The organism is Serratia sp. CY27727 (assembly GCF_052169275.1).
Classification (GTDB): Bacteria; Pseudomonadota; Gammaproteobacteria; order Enterobacterales; family Enterobacteriaceae; genus Serratia; species Serratia sarumanii.
The window spans coordinates 72387-88240 of record NZ_JBJNLB010000010.1 but is presented as its reverse complement, the minus strand read 5'-3'; the positions used below and the strand labels follow the sequence as shown (position 1 = coordinate 88240).

General features: G+C 61.7%; 16 protein-coding genes. 6 read left to right on the top strand and 10 right to left on the bottom strand.

What is annotated here, in order from left to right:
* Positions 1 to 16: 16 nt before the first annotated feature.
* From tyrR to pspA, 7 genes are all read right to left on the bottom strand, one after another.
* The gene (tyrR, locus tag ACJ8HB_RS20405) at positions 17 to 1588 is read right to left on the bottom strand and encodes a transcriptional regulator TyrR (RefSeq protein ID WP_038880356.1); all 1572 of its coding nucleotides are present in this window, start codon (positions 1586 to 1588) and stop codon (positions 17 to 19) included.
* 312 nt (positions 1589 to 1900) lie between these two features.
* On the bottom strand, positions 1901 to 2962 hold the full coding sequence (locus tag ACJ8HB_RS20400) for a YcjF family protein (protein ID WP_004930545.1): 1062 nt from the start codon (positions 2960 to 2962) through the stop codon (positions 1901 to 1903).
* The gene (locus ACJ8HB_RS20395; protein WP_047567256.1) at positions 2959 to 4356 is read right to left on the bottom strand and encodes a YcjX family protein; all 1398 of its coding nucleotides are present in this window, start codon (positions 4354 to 4356) and stop codon (positions 2959 to 2961) included. Before ACJ8HB_RS20395 ends, ACJ8HB_RS20400 begins: the two co-directional genes overlap by 4 nt.
* Entirely contained in the window at positions 4337 to 4603 is a 267-nt protein-coding gene (gene pspD, locus ACJ8HB_RS20390; RefSeq protein WP_031299672.1) for a phage shock protein PspD, read from the bottom strand. Before pspD ends, ACJ8HB_RS20395 begins: the two co-directional genes overlap by 20 nt.
* Positions 4604 to 4700: 97 nt before the next feature.
* The gene (pspC, locus tag ACJ8HB_RS20385) at positions 4701 to 5060 is read right to left on the bottom strand and encodes an envelope stress response membrane protein PspC (RefSeq protein ID WP_033643233.1); all 360 of its coding nucleotides are present in this window, start codon (positions 5058 to 5060) and stop codon (positions 4701 to 4703) included.
* Positions 5060 to 5287, bottom strand: coding sequence for an envelope stress response membrane protein PspB (gene pspB / locus ACJ8HB_RS20380; RefSeq protein WP_004930553.1), 228 nt, complete (start codon positions 5285 to 5287; stop codon positions 5060 to 5062). The genes pspC and pspB overlap by 1 nt, the downstream gene beginning before the upstream one ends.
* Positions 5288 to 5350: 63 nt before the next feature.
* Positions 5351 to 6016: a phage shock protein PspA gene (pspA, locus tag ACJ8HB_RS20375; RefSeq protein WP_047567251.1), complete on the bottom strand. Its 666-nt coding sequence runs from the start codon at positions 6014 to 6016 to the stop codon at positions 5351 to 5353.
* A gap of 184 nt (positions 6017 to 6200) precedes the next feature.
* Between pspA and pspF the strand changes: the two genes are divergently transcribed.
* Entirely contained in the window at positions 6201 to 7208 is a 1008-nt protein-coding gene (gene pspF, locus ACJ8HB_RS20370) for a phage shock protein operon transcriptional activator (RefSeq protein WP_047567248.1), read from the top strand.
* 193 nt (positions 7209 to 7401) lie between these two features.
* On the opposite strand, the gene zigA is transcribed toward pspF, so the two are convergent.
* From zigA to folE2, 3 genes are read right to left on the bottom strand one after another with little or no spacing between them, the layout of a single operon-like run.
* Positions 7402 to 8589 (bottom strand): zinc metallochaperone GTPase ZigA, encoded by a 1188-nt coding sequence (zigA, locus tag ACJ8HB_RS20365; protein ID WP_047567245.1) that lies wholly within the window; start codon positions 8587 to 8589, stop codon positions 7402 to 7404.
* A 10-nt stretch (positions 8590 to 8599) separates the two neighbouring features.
* Positions 8600 to 9160 carry a carbonate dehydratase gene (locus ACJ8HB_RS20360; protein ID WP_033634689.1) on the bottom strand — a complete coding sequence of 187 codons (561 nt, stop codon included), beginning with the start codon at positions 9158 to 9160 and terminating at the stop codon, positions 8600 to 8602.
* Positions 9150 to 10076: a GTP cyclohydrolase FolE2 gene (gene folE2 / locus ACJ8HB_RS20355; protein WP_033653048.1), complete on the bottom strand. Its 927-nt coding sequence runs from the start codon at positions 10074 to 10076 to the stop codon at positions 9150 to 9152. Before folE2 ends, ACJ8HB_RS20360 begins: the two co-directional genes overlap by 11 nt.
* 204 nt (positions 10077 to 10280) lie before the next feature.
* On the opposite strand from folE2, the gene sapA reads away from it, so the two are divergent.
* The 5 genes from sapA to sapF are packed head-to-tail and all read left to right on the top strand — an operon-like array spanning position 10281 to position 15575.
* Positions 10281 to 11930, top strand: a complete 1650-nt coding sequence (gene sapA, locus ACJ8HB_RS20350; RefSeq protein ID WP_047567243.1) for an ABC transporter substrate-binding protein SapA — start codon at positions 10281 to 10283, stop codon at positions 11928 to 11930.
* Positions 11927 to 12892: a putrescine export ABC transporter permease SapB gene (gene sapB, locus ACJ8HB_RS20345; RefSeq protein ID WP_004930575.1), complete on the top strand. Its 966-nt coding sequence runs from the start codon at positions 11927 to 11929 to the stop codon at positions 12890 to 12892. Before sapA ends, sapB begins: the two co-directional genes overlap by 4 nt.
* Positions 12879 to 13769 carry a putrescine export ABC transporter permease SapC gene (gene sapC / locus ACJ8HB_RS20340; protein WP_004930580.1) on the top strand — a complete coding sequence of 297 codons (891 nt, stop codon included), beginning with the start codon at positions 12879 to 12881 and terminating at the stop codon, positions 13767 to 13769. The genes sapB and sapC overlap by 14 nt, the downstream gene beginning before the upstream one ends.
* Positions 13769 to 14761 (top strand): putrescine export ABC transporter ATP-binding protein SapD, encoded by a 993-nt coding sequence (gene sapD, locus ACJ8HB_RS20335; RefSeq protein ID WP_004930587.1) that lies wholly within the window; start codon positions 13769 to 13771, stop codon positions 14759 to 14761. The genes sapC and sapD overlap by 1 nt, the downstream gene beginning before the upstream one ends.
* Position 14762: 1 nt before the next feature.
* Entirely contained in the window at positions 14763 to 15575 is an 813-nt protein-coding gene (gene sapF, locus ACJ8HB_RS20330; RefSeq protein WP_033648455.1) for a putrescine export ABC transporter ATP-binding protein SapF, read from the top strand.
* The last annotated feature ends 279 nt before the right edge of the window (positions 15576 to 15854 follow it).

Genomic DNA, 15854 nt, shown 5'->3' with positions numbered 1-15854 from the left:
CCGCAAGGCGCCTTTCTTATTCTTCGCCCTCGGCGCCGCCTTTGCGGCTGCTCAGGCCATACTCGCGCAGCTTGTTGGCGATGGCGGTGTGGGAAACGCCCAGGCGCTTCGCCAGCTTGCGGGTGCTGGGATAGGTGCGATACAGACGCGTCAGCACCGAGCGCTCGAAACGCTTGCTGATGTCGTCCAGCGAGCCGTCCAGCACCTCGTCGCCCAGCGACATCTCCACCTCGAACTCCGGCAACACGATATCCTGCGGCCGCAGTTCGTAGCCTTCGGTTTGCGTCAGCGCGCGGTAGATGGCGTTTTTCAACTGGCGCACGTTGCCCGGCCAGCCGTACTTGCTGAGGAAACCGCCCAAATCGCTCGCCAGCTTGGGCCGCGCCACGCCCTGCTCATCGGCGAAGCGCGCCACGAACAGCTCGGTCAGCGGCATGATGTCCTGCGGACGTTCGCGCAGCGGCGGGATGGTGATGGTCAGCACGTTGAGGCGATAATAGAGATCTTCGCGGAATTCGCCGCGCTGCACCAGCTCGGTGAGGTTTTTCTGGGTGGCGCAGATCACGCGTACGTCGACGTGCACCTCATGCTCTTCGCCGACCCGGCGGAAGGTGCCGTCGTTGAGGAAACGCAGCAATTTAGTCTGCATGCGCGGCGACATTTCGCCGATCTCATCCAGCAGCACCGAGCCGCCGTTGGCCTGCTCGAAGAAGCCCTTCTTGCCTTCCAGCGCGTTGGGATAAGCGCCCGGCGCATGGCCGAACAGCTCGCTCTCCACCACGTCATCCGGCAGTGCGGCGCAGTTCAGCGCCAGGAACGGCTGTTTGCCGCGCGGGCTGCGCAAATGGCAGGCGCGAGCCAGAATATCCTTGCCGGTGCCGGTATCGCCGACGATCAGCAGCGGCGCATCGAGCATCGCCAACTTGCGCGCCTGCTCCAGCACGTGACGCATCTTGGCGCTTACCGCGACGATGTGGTCGAATTCGGTATCGTCGTTCACCGACAGATTTTGCAGCTGGCGGCCCATGCGCGCGGTGGACTTCAGCATCACCACCGCGCCGACCGCGGCCGGCTGCTGCTGTTCGTCTTCCAGATAGATGGGCGTGATGTCCATCAGGAAGTCCTGGCTGCGGATCACTACCCGCTCGGAGTGCGGCGCCGTATGCTCGCTCTCCAGCCAGCGGCTGAAGTTATAGCCGCCGATCAGCGCCCCGGCGGTCTGGTTGCGGATCTTGTCTTCGTTCAGGCTGAACAGCGCCTGCGCCGCCGGGTTGGCCAGCTCGACCTTGCCCTTCATGTCGATCGAGAACACCGGTTCCGGCATCGATTCCAGCAGCGCACGCAGCGCGCGATGCTCGCGTTCGGAAGGCATAAAGCTGACGGTGCGCACGTCGGTCACGCCGGCGATGCGGCGGATCTCCGCCATCAGCGCGCGGAAAGTATCGAAATCCAGCTGGGAGAAATTGAGGTAAATGCGGCCGATGGGATCGATCTCGATGCCACGTAAGTCAATGCTGCGCGATACCAAAAGATCGAGTAATTCTCGAGTGAGACCGAGGCGGTCTTCGCAAAATACTTCCAAACGCATCAGTGTTGGCCTTATCTCTGCAGGTGCGGGGATCGTTGACGATGATGATACTCCCTCGCACCGGGCGGTAGAAGCGATCTGTCAGCAAAAGTTGACAGAACTCTGATTTATTGCCGTGGTTGCTGATTTTAAACGCAAGCGAATAACAGTATCGGCGTCATTTTAGACTACAAACAGAGAGTTATCACAACCAGAATTAATTTTGCAGAGATTTATCACGCACTCGCAGGGGGATCGACTGTCGTCAAGTCTCGATTACGTCCGGCGTCGGCGCCATTGAGAAAGCGGCGCTCCTGAGAACGCCGTGCGGGATTATTTGGCCTTGCCGTCGCTCTTTTTCAGCGTGTCTTTCAACTGGCCGATCAGCTGGCTGCGGAAATCGCCAAGCTTCGGCTTTTCCCCTTCCAGCCACGGCAGCGGGCGGCACAGTTCCATCGCCTTAATGCCCAGCCGCGCGGTCAACAAGCCGGCGCCGATGCCCTGCGCCGCGCGCGCCGACAGCCGCGCCGCCAAATCCTGCGACATCCAGTCCATGCCCACTTCGCGCACCAGCTCGGAAGCGCCGGCGAAGGCGATGTTCAACAGCACCAGCCGGAACAGACGAATGCGGCTGAAGTAGCCCAGCTCGATGCCGTACAACGCGGCGATACGGTTGATCAAACGGATGTTGCGCCAGGCGATAAACGCCATATCCACCAGCGCCAACGGGCTGACGGCGATCATCAGCGTCGATTCGGCGGCGGAGCGGCTGATTTCGCGCCGCGCCTGGTTGTCGAGCACCGGCTGCACCAGTTTGGCGTACAGCTCCACCACTTCACGATCGTTTTGCGTTTCATGCAGCGAGGCCTGCCAGCGCTGCAGCGCCGGATGCCCCTGATCCAGCCCGGCCTGACGCGCCAGCTTCTCGCAGAATTCGCGCCCCTGGCCCAGCCCGTGGCTGTGCAACAGCTCGCGCGCCACGTCGCGCTCTTCCGCGCGCTGGCGCAGCCGATACAAACGCCGCCACTCGGTGACCACCGAACCGACGCCGGCGAACACGATCAGGCCGCCGGCCACGCCGCCGCCCATGGCGATCCAGTCCTGCTGCACCCAGGCGGTATGCACCCACTGCACGCCCTGCGCCACCACGCTGACGCCGAACAGCGCCAGGCCAGCGGTGACCATTTTGCGCCACAGGCTGCGTTTCGGTTTCAGCGCGGCGTTAATGATGCCTTCGGCGCGCCCTTCTTCCTCTTCCTGCTGCAGCTCCGGCGCCGCCGGGAAAAAGCTTTCCGCCTGTTCGGCATCGAACGCGACGCCGGCGCGCAACGCCGGCTCCTGCGGCGGCTGCAGCGGCTCGTCAAAATCGATACGCGGTTTGATCGGCTCGCTCATCGCAATTTGTCTCCCAATAAAAACTCCATCACCGCATCCAGACGGATGTGCGGCAACGGGCTGTCCACGCTCATGGCGCGTGGACGAAATTCATCGAAGTGGAACCCCTGGCTTTGCCAGAACGCCGGCCCCGGCAGGCGCGCGGGCACTTCGCCGGGGAACACCGTCAGCGGCGCGCCGTCACCGAGGCGGTTGCCCTTCAGCGCCGGAATGCGTTGCCCCTGATGATCGACGATGCCGCTCTCGGTCGCCTGCACCGAGGCCAGGCCGACGCAATCCATGCTGATGCCCTCGAACGCCGCATTCTGCCACGCCTCCTGCACCAGCTGTTGCAGCAACGACACCAGATTGGCGTGCTGATCGGCGGTGATATGATCCGCCTTGGTGGCGGCAAACATCAGTTTGTCGATGGTCGGCGAGAACAAGCGGCGAAACAGCGTGCGCTTGCCGTAATGGAAGCTCTGCATCAGTTGGGTCAGCGCCAGACGCATGTCGTTGAACGCCTGTGGGCCGCTGTTGAGCGGCTGCAGGCAGTCGACCAGCACGATTTGCCGATCGAAACGGACGAAATGTTCTTTGTAGAAGTTTTTGACGATCGACTGGCAGTAGTAGTTGAAGCGAGCGCGCAACATGCCGATGTTGGTGTGTTTGTCGGCCTGCGCCAGCTTCGATTCGCCGAACGCGGCCACGTCGGGCCACGGGAAAAACTGCAGCGCCGGCGCGCCGGCCATGTCGCCCGGCAGCACGAAACGCCCCGGCTGAATGAAGTGCAGCCCTTCGCTTTTGCAGCGCAGCAGATAATCGGTGTAGGCCTGGGCGATCGCCGCCAGGCGGTTTTCGTCGGCCGGAGCCAGCGGATCGCAGGCTTTGCACAGCTCAAGCCAGGGTTTGGCCCATTCTGCGCGTTCGCCCTGCAGCAGCCCGGCCATCTGGCGCGACCAGGCCAGGTAATCCTGCTCGAGCATCGGCAGATCCAGCAACCATTCACCGGGATAATCGACGATCTCCAGGTACAGCGTGGAGGTGTCTTTGAAGTGGCGCAGCAGCGAGTCGTTGGAGCGGTAGCGCAGCGCCAGACGAATTTCGCTGACGCCGCGCGTCGGCGTCGGCCAGGCCGGCGGCGTGCCGTACAGCTGCGCCAGCCCTTCGTCATAGGTGAAACGCTGGATGCCGAGATCGCGCTGCGGGATGCGTTTGACGCCCAGCAGGCGCTCTTCGCGCGCCGGTGAAAACAGCGGCATGCGCGCGCCGCTGTGCACATGCAGCAGTTGGTTGACGAAGGCGGTGATAAAAGCGGTTTTGCCGCTGCGGCTCAGGCCGGTCACCGCCAGGCGCAGATGGCGATCCATTCCGCGGTTGACCAGCGAGGTTAACTCATTTTGCAGTCGTTTCATTGCTCTCCTTGACGTAACGCCCGAATGCCTTGTTCAGGCCTTTACGGAACAGCGGTTCCAGCACCAGCGCCAGCACGAAGCGCACCGGTTTGCGGCCGACGGTCTTCAACAGCCAGCCGGCGGCGCCCGCCGGGCCATAGTTCAATAACGCTATGATGATGACTTTAGCCAATGTCTTCAACATTGCCGCCGCTCCTCGTTTAAATCCACCCGTTCTGGCGGTGTTCGCAACATCGATTTTATTCATGACAATGCCCTCCGGCACAAGACGATTAATTTTACATTCAACGGGATAACGGCGGCGAAGATGCCCGGCCTGCGCAGGCCGGGCATCGCAAGAAGGGTTACAGCTTGCGGAAACGGCTCTGCACGCCGAAGGTATCGGACGTTACGTAGCGCTCGACCTGACGCAGCTGCTGCTCGCCGCTGCCCAACTCATATTCCAGCTGATCGAGCAGCTGGCGCGGCGTCTTCTGATGCTCGCCTTCGAAACGGCTGGCCGGCGCTTCGTCCAACACGAACACCAGCGCGATATAGGCCACCAGCGTGAAGAAAAACAGCCCGAAGAACAGCGACAGCACCACCATCACGCGGATCAGGCGCACCGGCACGTCGAAATAGTGGGCCAAACCGGCGCAGACGCCTTTCACCATGCCTTCTTCGGGAACGCGATAAAGCTTTTTACTGCCCAGCGTCATGCTCATCAGGACTGTCTCCAGTTCGGGTGTTCCGCATCAAGGATCTCTTCCAGCGCCTGAATGCGTTCACGCATGCGTTTGGCGTCTTCCGCCAGCTGCGCCAGGCGCTGCATTTCTTGCTGACTCAGCTGGATGCCGGTCTGTTGCCGATTGCTGTAATGCAGCCAAAGCCAAATCGGCGCGACAAACAGCACGAAAATTGTCAGCGGAATGGCAAGTAATAAAGCACTCATTGTTATTCCTTCTTATCGGGTCCTGGATAGGCGGCCACCTCCGACGTGTGGCCGCGGTTCGCCTTACTCTGAGCGGTTCATCTTGGCTTTCAGCGCCGCCAGCTGCTCACTGATGGCGTCGTCGGCTTTCAGCTCGGCAAACTCTTGGTCCAGCGACTTCTTTTTACCGATGCTGATGCTTTCCGCTTCGGCTTCCATATGGTCGATGCGGCGCTCGAACTGTTCGAAACGCGCCATCGCTTCATCCAGCTTGCCGCTGTCGAGCTGGCGGCGCACTTCACGGGAGGAAGACGCGGCCTGATGACGCAGCGCCAACGCCTGCTGCCGCGCACGGGTTTCGGTCAGCTTGTTTTCCAGCTCACCGATTTCGCTCTTCATGCGTGCCAGCGTTTCTTCTACGGTCGTCACTTCTTGCGTCAGCGTGGCGATCAGATCGACCACCTTTTGTTTTTCGATCAGCGCCGCACGGGCCAAGTCTTCTTTATCTTTGCGCAGCGCCAGTTCGGCTTTTTCCTGCCAGTCGCCTACCTGGCTTTCGCCCTGCTCAATGCGACGCAGCAGCTGCTTTTTCTCCGCCAGCGCACGCGCCGACGTAGAACGAACTTCAACCAGCGTGTCTTCCATCTCTTGGATCATCAACCGCACCAGCTTCTGCGGATCTTCCGCCTTATCCAGCAGGGTGTTGATGTTGGCGTTCACGATGTCGGCAAAACGAGAAAAAATACCCATAATTCACTTCCTCTTGGTTCTGATGGCGTCTGAAGCGCCGCGTTAAGTCGTACAGCTTGCCTGAAGATATAATCAAAACTCGTGCCAACTTTTATATCATTGATAAATAATGGATATTATTTTTTGACTCTCTGCGCGCTTGCTGTAGAGTGATTATTTTCACCAAACATTGGCGAATTTCATCATGAACGAGCAGCCAGAGAATTTGTTGGGCGAGGCAAACGCCTTTGTCGACGTATTGGAGCAAGTCTCCCAGGTGGCAAAGCTGAACAAACCGGTGCTGGTGATCGGCGAGCGCGGTACCGGCAAGGAGCTGATCGCCCACCGCCTACACTACCTTTCCAACCGCTGGCAAGGGCCGTTCATCTCGCTCAACTGCGCGGCGCTGAATGAAAACCTGCTGGATTCCGAACTGTTCGGCCACGAGGCCGGCGCCTTTACCGGCGCGCAGAAACGCCATCTGGGGCGCTTCGAGCGCGCCGACGGCGGCACGCTGTTCCTCGATGAGCTGGCGACCGCGCCGATGCTGGTGCAGGAGAAGCTGCTGCGGGTGATCGAATACGGCCAGCTGGAGCGCGTGGGCGGCAGCCAGCCGCTGCGGGTGGATGTGCGCCTGGTGTGCGCCACCAACGACGATCTGCCGGCGCTGGCGGCGGCGGGCAAATTCCGCGCCGATCTGCTGGATCGGCTGGCGTTCGACGTGGTGCAGCTGCCGCCGCTGCGCCAACGGCGGCCCGATATCATGCTGCTGGCCGAGCATTTCGCCATTCAAATGTGCCGCGAACTGGCGCTGCCGCTGTTTCCCGGCTTTACCGAACGCGCCAGGCAAACGTTGCTCGAATATGGCTGGCCGGGCAACGTGCGTGAACTGAAAAACGTGGTCGAACGTTCGGTCTATCGTCACGGCCACAGCGACAGCCCGCTTGACGAAATCATCATCAACCCGTTTGCGCCGCGTGAGGCGGCGCCGGTCGCCCCCGCCCCTGAAGGCGCCGGCGCGTTACCGGCGCTGCCGCTGGATTTGAAAAACTGGCAGCTGGAGCAGGAGAAGGTATTGATCGAAGCGGCGCTGCAGCAGGGGCGTTTCAATCAGCGCAAGGCGGCGCAGCTGCTGGGGCTCACCTATCATCAGCTGCGCGGCATGCTGAAAAAACATGCGCTGCTGCAAAACGGCGAAGCGGACGAGGAATAACAGGCAAAAAAAAAGCCAGCACCCGAGCTGGCTTAAAAAACACTGGAAGCAATGTGAGCAATGTCGTGCCTTCCACATCAGAGCCGCAAACTGTGGCCTTCCGTGAACTGCCAGGCGATGATAATAGTTATCAGTATCGTCTGTAAAGCACTTTGTTGAGAATTTTTCTCATTTCCACACGAAGATTGCGCAATTACCACTCAGGGAACGGGTCAGCCATGTCCAGCCAGTAGTCCACGCCGGCGGCCATTTCATCGTCGCTCAGCAGGCATTCGTCCAGCAAACGCACGATCGTCGCCTGCTGCAGATGCTGGCCGATAAACACCAGCTCCTGGCGCATGTCGCCGAACGGCTCCACCCATTTTTCCTGAATGTGCGCCCGCGCTTCGGGATCCTGCGGCCAGTTCTTTTGCGGGATGGCGCGCCAAAAGGTGCCCGCGAGGCCGTAGTGGGCGATGCCGCCGGCCTGGCTCCACTGCCCGGCCTGCCGCGGCCGCGTCGCCAGCCAGAAAAAGCCTTTCGAGCGCAGCAGCTTGCCGCCGCCCCAGTCGCCGTTGATCACGCGGTAAAACTTGTCAGGCGCAAACGGCCGCCGCGCCTGATAGACGAAGCTGCTGATGCCGTAGTTTTCCGTTTCCGGCACGTGTTCGCCGCGCAGCTCTTTCAGCCAGCCGGGCGCCTGCTGCGCCTTTTCAAAGCTGAAGCTGCCGGTATTCAGCACCGCCTCCAGCGGCAGCTTACCCGGCGCGATCGGCACAATGCGGGCATCGGGGTTCAGGCTGGCCAACAGCGCCATCACTTTGCCCTGCTGGGCTGGCGTCAACAGATCGGTCTTGCTGACCAGCATCACGTCGCAGAACTCAATTTGCTCAATCAACAGATCCGCCACGCTGCGCAGATCGTCCTCGCCCAGGCTTTGGCCGGCCTCCTGCAGGCTTTGCGCCCGCTGGTACTGCTGGATGAAATTCACCCCGTCGACCACCGTCACCAGAGTATCCAGCCGGGCGAACTGCGACAGGCTTTCGCCCTTTTCGTCCTCGAAGGTAAAGGTTTCCGCCACCGGCAGCGGCTCGGATATGCCGCTCGATTCGATCAACAGATAATCGAAGCGCCCGTCCTGCGCCAGCTCACGCACCGATACCAGCAGGTCTTCGCGCAGCGTGCAGCAAATGCAGCCGTTGCTCATCTCCACCAGCTTCTCCTCCTGGCGATCGAGATGCACGGCATTTTCCACCAGCGCGGCGTCGATGTTCACTTCGCTCATGTCGTTGACGATCACCGCCACGCGCATGCCCTGCCGGTTGTTCAGGATGTGGTTCAGCACCGTGGTCTTGCCGGCGCCGAGAAAGCCGGAAAGCACGGTCACGGGAAGTTGTTTCATGGGAGCCTCATTAAAATTCATTGCGTAATGCCTGATAGCCGCGCACCAGCTCGACGTTGGTGGCGGCCACTTCTTCCGAAAACTGCAGCGCGCCGCGATCGACCTGGCGATAGCGCGACAGGTCGCTGTCCGGCCCTACGCGCTCGGTCGAGGGGATATAGCGGTTTTCCGGCAGCGTCACGCCGTCCACCACCGCGTTGTAACGCACCACGCAGCCGGACTGGATGTGGCAGTTGAACAGCACGCTGTTGAAACCGATAAACACCCGATCGTCGATGCGACACGGGCCGTGGACAATGGCGCGGTGGGCGATCGAGCTGTAACGGCCAATGATGACCGCCGCCCCGCTCTTGGAGTGGATCACCACGCCGTCCTGAATATTGGAGTGCGAGCCGATGACGATCGGTTCCATGTCGCCAGCGGCGTTCAACTCGTCGGCGCGGATCACCGCATACGGGCCGACGTAGACGAAATCTTCGACGATCACCCGGCCGCAGATAATGGCGGTGGGATCGATGTAGGCCAGCGGCGAGACCTGCGGCAGATGGCCGCTGGGATTTTTACGCAGCATGATTTTCTCCCCGCCAGCTCAGCTCCGCCACCGCATTGTGGGCATGCAGGCTCTCCTGATGCTCGACACGCAGCGAGAAGGCGCGGTAATCGCACTGGCTGCGCAGCATGCGATACAGACGCCGCGCCGCGTCCTCGCAAAACATCAGGTTCTGCCCGTTGGCCAGCGCGAAGGCCTGTTCGTCGCGGCGTTTCACCAGCGTTTGTACCGGCGTGCCCAGCGCGTGTTCGATGCGATCGATCAATTTCACCGGTTCGAACGCCCGTTCATTCTCGGGCGTCACGGTGACCCAGGCCCAGCTGCGCTGGCTGTGAGGGGTGGCCGGCATTCCCTGCTCCAACAGCCACTCGCTCACCTGCCGTTGGCTGATCCGCTCCGCCGCCTGTTCAAAATCAAACTGAAACTGTTGCTGCGCCAACTGACGGCTGAGCGCCGCCGAACTCGGGCAGGTCGAGGAGTAAGGTACGCCGACGGTCAGCGCCAGCGTCAGCCTGTCCGTCAGGGTGGCCTCGATGCGCAGCGGGTAAGCCTTCCAGCCGCGCTGCGGCGACAGCAACGCCGGGCGCGACAGCAGCAGCTCGCCGCTGAGCGTCAGGCTGGCGCGATCGCTGTGTTCCGGCTGCGAATCCAGAAAGGCCTGCAGCGTTCGGCCGAGGCGCTGCGGCGTCAGCTCGCCCTGCGTCAATTCGTCCAGCGCCAGATACAGCCGCGACATGTGAATGCCGCGTTCGCCCGCCGCTTCGGCGCGCAGGTTGATGCCGGCGTCGACCTTGGCCATCAGTGGCTTGCCGGCCAGCTCCAGCGGCAGCGCGATCCCTTGCATCCCGACCCAATCGAGCCCGACATCACTCATTTCGCCGCGCCATGCCTGAGCGTCCGGCAGCGAACGGCGTGGTGGAAGTGCAACTTCGTTCATACATCCCCTTGCGTTATTGTGACTTTGCCGGGGAACGGTATCATGATTTTGTTATGTTATAACATATCAAATAAGATTTTTTTCACGATCGCGAACAACCTGATTAATCAAGTCGCAGAAAACTCAGCGATTTTGCTCAATGGATTGGGCTGCCGGTCAGAGTGCGATACACTAACGCTATTGCTGATTAACCCATGAGCCTCTATGCGTGGTTTACCCCTTTGGATAGTGTCGTTGTGCTTTACCGGCTCCGCCCTGGCCACAACAACACCGCCCGCGCCCGCCGCGGCCCCGTTGCCGGACATTCGCCAGAGCGGCTTTGTCTATTGCGTCAGCGGCATACTGAATACCTTCAACCCGCAAATGGCCAGCAGCGGCCTGACGGTGGATACCCTGGCCGCCCAGCTGTACGATCGCCTGCTGGATGTCGATCCCTACACCTACCGGCTGATCCCCGAGCTGGCGCAAAGCTGGGAAGTGCTGGACAACGGCGCCACCTACCGCTTCCATCTGCGCAAGGACGTGCCGTTCCAGACCACCGCATGGTTTACGCCCACCCGCAAGCTGAACGCCGACGACGTGGTGTTCAGCTTCGCGCGCGTATTTGACCAAAAACACCCGTATCACGACGTCAACGGCGGCGAATACCCCTATTTCGACAGCCTGCAGTTCGGCGATTCGGTGCAGAGCGTGAGAAAGCTCGACGACTATACGGTGGAGATCCGCCTGCAGTCGCCGGACGCCTCGTTCCTGTGGCACCTGGCGACCCACTACGCGCCGGTGCTGTCCGCCGAATACGCCGACACGCTGACGCGCGAAGGCCATCAGGAGCTGATCGACCGCGAGCCGGTCGGCAGCGGCCCGTTCCTGCTCAACGAATACCGCTCGGGGCAATATATTCGCCTGGCGCGCAACGCCGCCTACTGGAAAGGCCTGCCGCGCATGCCGCAGGTGGTGATCGATCTGGGCGCCGGCGGCACCGGCCGCCTCTCCAAACTGCTGACCGGCGAGTGCGACGTGCTGGCCTATCCGGCGGCGAGCCAGCTGTCTATCCTGCGCGACGATCCGCGCCTGCGCCTGACGCTGCGCCCGGGGATGAACATCGCCTATCTGGCGTTCAACACCCGCAAGCCGCCGCTCGACAACCTCAACGTGCGCCAGGCGATCTCGCTGGCGATCAACAACCAGCGGTTGATGCAATCGATCTATTACGGCACGGCGGAAACCGCAGCCTCGATCCTGCCGCGCGCCTCCTGGGCCTACGACAACGACGCGCACGTCACCGAGTACGATCCGGCCAAATCGCGCGAAATGCTGCGGCAGGCCGGCGTCAGCCAGCTGAACCTGAAGCTGTGGGTGCCGACCGCCTCGCAGTCTTACAACCCGAGCCCGCTGAAGACCGCCGAACTGATCCAGGCCGATCTCGGCCAGGTGGGCATCAACGTCACCATTGTGCCGGTGGAAGGCCGCTTCCAGGAGGCGCGCCTGATGGAGATGAACCACGATCTGACCCTGACCGGCTGGGCCACCGACAGCAACGACCCGGACAGCTTCTTCCGGCCGCTGCTGAGCTGCGCGGCAATCCGTTCGCAAACCAACTATGCTCACTGGTGTGACCCGGGCTTCGACGAGGTGTTGCAGAACGCGCTGCTGTCGCAGCAGCTGTCTCAGCGCATCGACAACTACCGCAAGGCGCAGAAGATCCTCGAGCAGCAATTGCCGGTGCTGCCGCTGGCCTCTTCCCTGCGGCTGCAGGCCTACCGCTACGACATCAAGGGATTGGTGCTGAGCCCGTTCGGCAACGCCTCGTTCGCCGGGGTGTACCGTGAATCCGCGCCGGAGGTGAAAAAGTGATTATCTTTACCCTGCGCCGCATTCTGCTGCTGCTGATCACGCTGTTCTTCCTGACGCTGGTCAGCTTCAGCCTGAGCTATTTCACGCCGCGCGCGCCGCTGAACGGCGCCGCCCTGCTGGACGCCTATCAGTTCTACTTCGTCAGCCTGCTGCACTGGGACTTCGGCGTCTCCAGCATCAACGGCCAGGCGATCAGCGAACAGCTGCGTGAAGTGTTCCCGGCCACCATGGAACTGTGCCTGCTGGCCTTCGCCCTGGCGCTGTTTATCGGCATTCCGCTGGGCATCATCGCCGGCGTGCTGCGCGGCAAGTGGCAGGACACCGCCATCAGCACCTTCGCGCTGCTGGGCTTTTCGATGCCGGTGTTCTGGCTGGCGCTGCTGCTGATGCTGTTCTTCTCGCTGCATCTGGGCTGGCTGCCGGTATCCGGCCGTTTCGACCTGCTGTATCAGGTGAAGCCGATCACCGGTTTCGCGCTGATCGACGCCTGGCTGTCGGACTCGCCGTACCGCGCCGAGATGATCGGCAGCGCCCTGCGCCACATGATCCTGCCGATCGCCGCGCTGGCGGTGGCGCCCACCACCGAAGTGGTGCGCCTGATGCGCATCAGCACCGACGACGTGCTGAGCCAAAACTACATCAAGGCCGCCGCCACCCGCGGTCTGTCGCGCTTCACCATCATTCGCCGCCACGTGTTGCACAACGCGCTGCCGCCGATCGTGCCCAAGCTGGGGCTGCAGTTCTCCACCATGCTCACGCTGGCGATGATCACCGAAGTGGTGTTCAGCTGGCCGGGCCTCGGCCGCTGGCTGATCAACGCCATTCGCCAGCAGGACTATGCGGCGATCTCCGCCGGCGTCATGGTGGTCGGCACGCTGGTGATCACCATTAACGTCCTGGCCGATATTCTGGGTGCGGCAACCAACCCGCTGAAACATAAGGAATGGTATGCCCTTCGATAACGTATACCGCGAGAAAAAAATGCCGAGCCCGCTGCGCTACACCTGGCGGATTTTCTACGGCGACGCGCTGGCGATGATCGGTTTTTACGGGGTGATCGCCCTGCTGCTGCTGTCGCTGTTCGGCAGCCTGCTGGCGCCCTACGCGCTGGATCAGCAGTTCCTCGGCTATCAGCTGCTACCGCCGTCTTGGTCGCGCTACGGCAACGTGTCGTTCTTTCTCGGCACCGACGATCTCGGGCGCGACATCCTCAGCCGCCTGTTGACCGGCACTGCCGCCACCTTCGGCTCGGCGCTGGCGGTGACGCTGGCCGCGGCGTTCTGCGGGGTGATCCTCGGCGTGTTCGCCGGCGTCACCCACGGGCTGCGCTCGGCGGTGCTCAACCACATCCTCGATACCCTGCTGTCCATTCCCTCGCTGCTGCTGGCAATCGTGGTGGTGGCGTTTATCGGCCCCAAACTTGAACACGCCATGCTGGCGGTGTGGCTCGCCTTGCTGCCGCGCATGGTGCGCACCATCTACAGCGCGGTGCACGACGAGCTGGAGAAAGAGTACGTGGTGGCGGCGCGGCTCGACGGCGCTTCCACGCTGCAGATCCTGTGGTACGCCGTCATGCCGAACATCGCCGCGGTGCTGGTGACCGAGTTCACCCGCGCGCTGTCGATGGCCATTTTGGACATCGCCGCGCTCGGCTTCCTCGATCTCGGCGCGCAGCTGCCTTCGCCGGAATGGGGAGCGATGCTCGGCGATTCGCTCGAGCTGGTGTACGTCGCCCCCTGGACGGTGATGCTGCCCGGCGCGGCCATCCTCGTCAGCGTGCTGCTGGTTAACCTGTTAGGCGACGGTATGCGCCGCGCAATCAATGCCGGGGTGGAATAATGCCGTTACTCGATATCCGCAATCTGACGATTGAATTTATGACCGCCGAAGGGCCGGTCAAGGCGGTCGATCGCGTCAGCATGACGCTGACCGAGGGCGAGGTGCGCGGCCTGGTGGGTGAATCGGGCTCCGGCAAGAGCCTGATCGCCAAGGCCATCTGCGGCGTAACCAAAGACAACTGGCGCGTCACCGCCGACCGTTTCCGCTTCGACGACATCGATCTGCTGCAGCTGAGCCCGCGCGAGCGGCGCAGGCTGGTGGGCCACAACGTCTCGATGATTTTCCAGGAGCCGCAGTCCTGTCTCGATCCTTCCGAGAGCATCGGCCGCCAGCTGGCGCAGGCGATCCCGGGCTGGACTTATAAAGGCCACTGGTGGCAGCGCTTCAACTGGCGCAAACGCCGCGCCATCGAATTGCTACACCGCGTCGGCATCAAGGATCACGACGACATCATGGGCAGCTTCCCGTACGAGCTGACCGAAGGCGAGTGTCAGAAAGTGATGATCGCCATCGCGCTGGCCAACCAGCCGCGCCTGCTGATCGCCGATGAGCCAACCAACGCCATGGAGCCGACCACCCAGGCGCAGATTTTCCGCCTGTTGGCGCGCCTCAATCAGAACAACAACACCACCATCCTGCTGATCAGCCATGATTTGCAGATGATGAGCAAATGGGCCGACCGGGTGAACGTGCTGTACTGCGGGCAAACGGTGGAAAGCGCCCAGTGCGAAGAGCTGCTGGCGGCGCCGCACCACCCTTACACCCAGGCGCTGATCCGCGCCATGCCTGACTTCGGCCGCTCGCTGCCGCACAAGAGCCGGTTGAACACGCTGCCGGGCGCCATTCCTTCGCTGGAACACCTGCCGATCGGCTGCCGTCTGGGGCCGCGCTGCCCTTACGCGCAGAAGAAGTGTATCGAAACGCCACGCCTGCGCCCGGTCAAAAACCACTTCTTCGCCTGCCACTTCCCGCTGAACATGGAGGAGCAATAACATGGAAACGCTGTTGGAAGTGCGCAACCTGAGCAAAACCTACCGCTACCGCACCGGGCTGTTCCGCCGTCAGCACGTCGAGGCGGTGAAATCCGTCAGCTTTACCCTGCGCGAAGGGCAGACGCTGGCGGTGATCGGCGAGAACGGTTCCGGCAAATCCACGCTGGCGAAGATGCTCTCCGGCATGGTGGAACCGACCGCCGGCGAACTGCTGATCGACGATCATCCGCTGGAATTCGGCGATTATCGCTACCGCAGCCAGCGCATTCGCATGATTTTTCAGGATCCGAGCACCTCGCTCAATCCGCGCCAGCGCATCGGCCAGCTGCTGGACGCGCCGCTGCGGCTGAACACCAGTCTGGAACCCGCCGAACGCGAGCAGCGCATCAACCAGACGCTGCGCCAGGTCGGCATGTTGCCGGATCACGCCTACTACTATCCGCACATGCTGGCTTCCGGGCAGAAACAGCGCGTCGCATTGGCGCGCGCGCTGATCCTGCAGCCAAAGGTGATCGTCGCCGATGAGGCGCTGGCCTCGCTGGACATGTCGATGCGCTCGCAAATCATCAACTTGATGCTGGAACTGCAGGAAAAACATGGTATTTCCTATATCTACGTCACTCAGCACCTCGGCATGATGAAACATATCAGCGACCAGGTGCTGGTGATGCACGAAGGGGAAATCGTCGAACGCGGCAGCACCGCCGAGGTGTTGGCGGCGCCGCTGCACGAATTGACCAAGCGCCTTATCGCCAGCCATTTCGGCGAGGCGCTGACCGCCGACGCCTGGCGGCGCGACGGCGGCCGTTTTTGAGCCCCGTCCTGGCCTGCAATAAACCCGCTGCGGCGGGTTTTTTATTGCCGCACGCGCCTGCCGCTACGCCAGAAAACGCAAATACAAATTACATTCTTGTTATATATCCTTATATTTTATTCCTTTCAGTTATTGATTAGTCCGTAACATTATTTTATCTCGCCAGGGCGATCGGTGAGGATATCCCCTACGTTGAGCCTCTCATACGACAGGATATCGCACTGATGAACAGCCTTCGCCATCGCCGCCTCTCGCAGTTTCTGCTTACGCTGGCCGCCG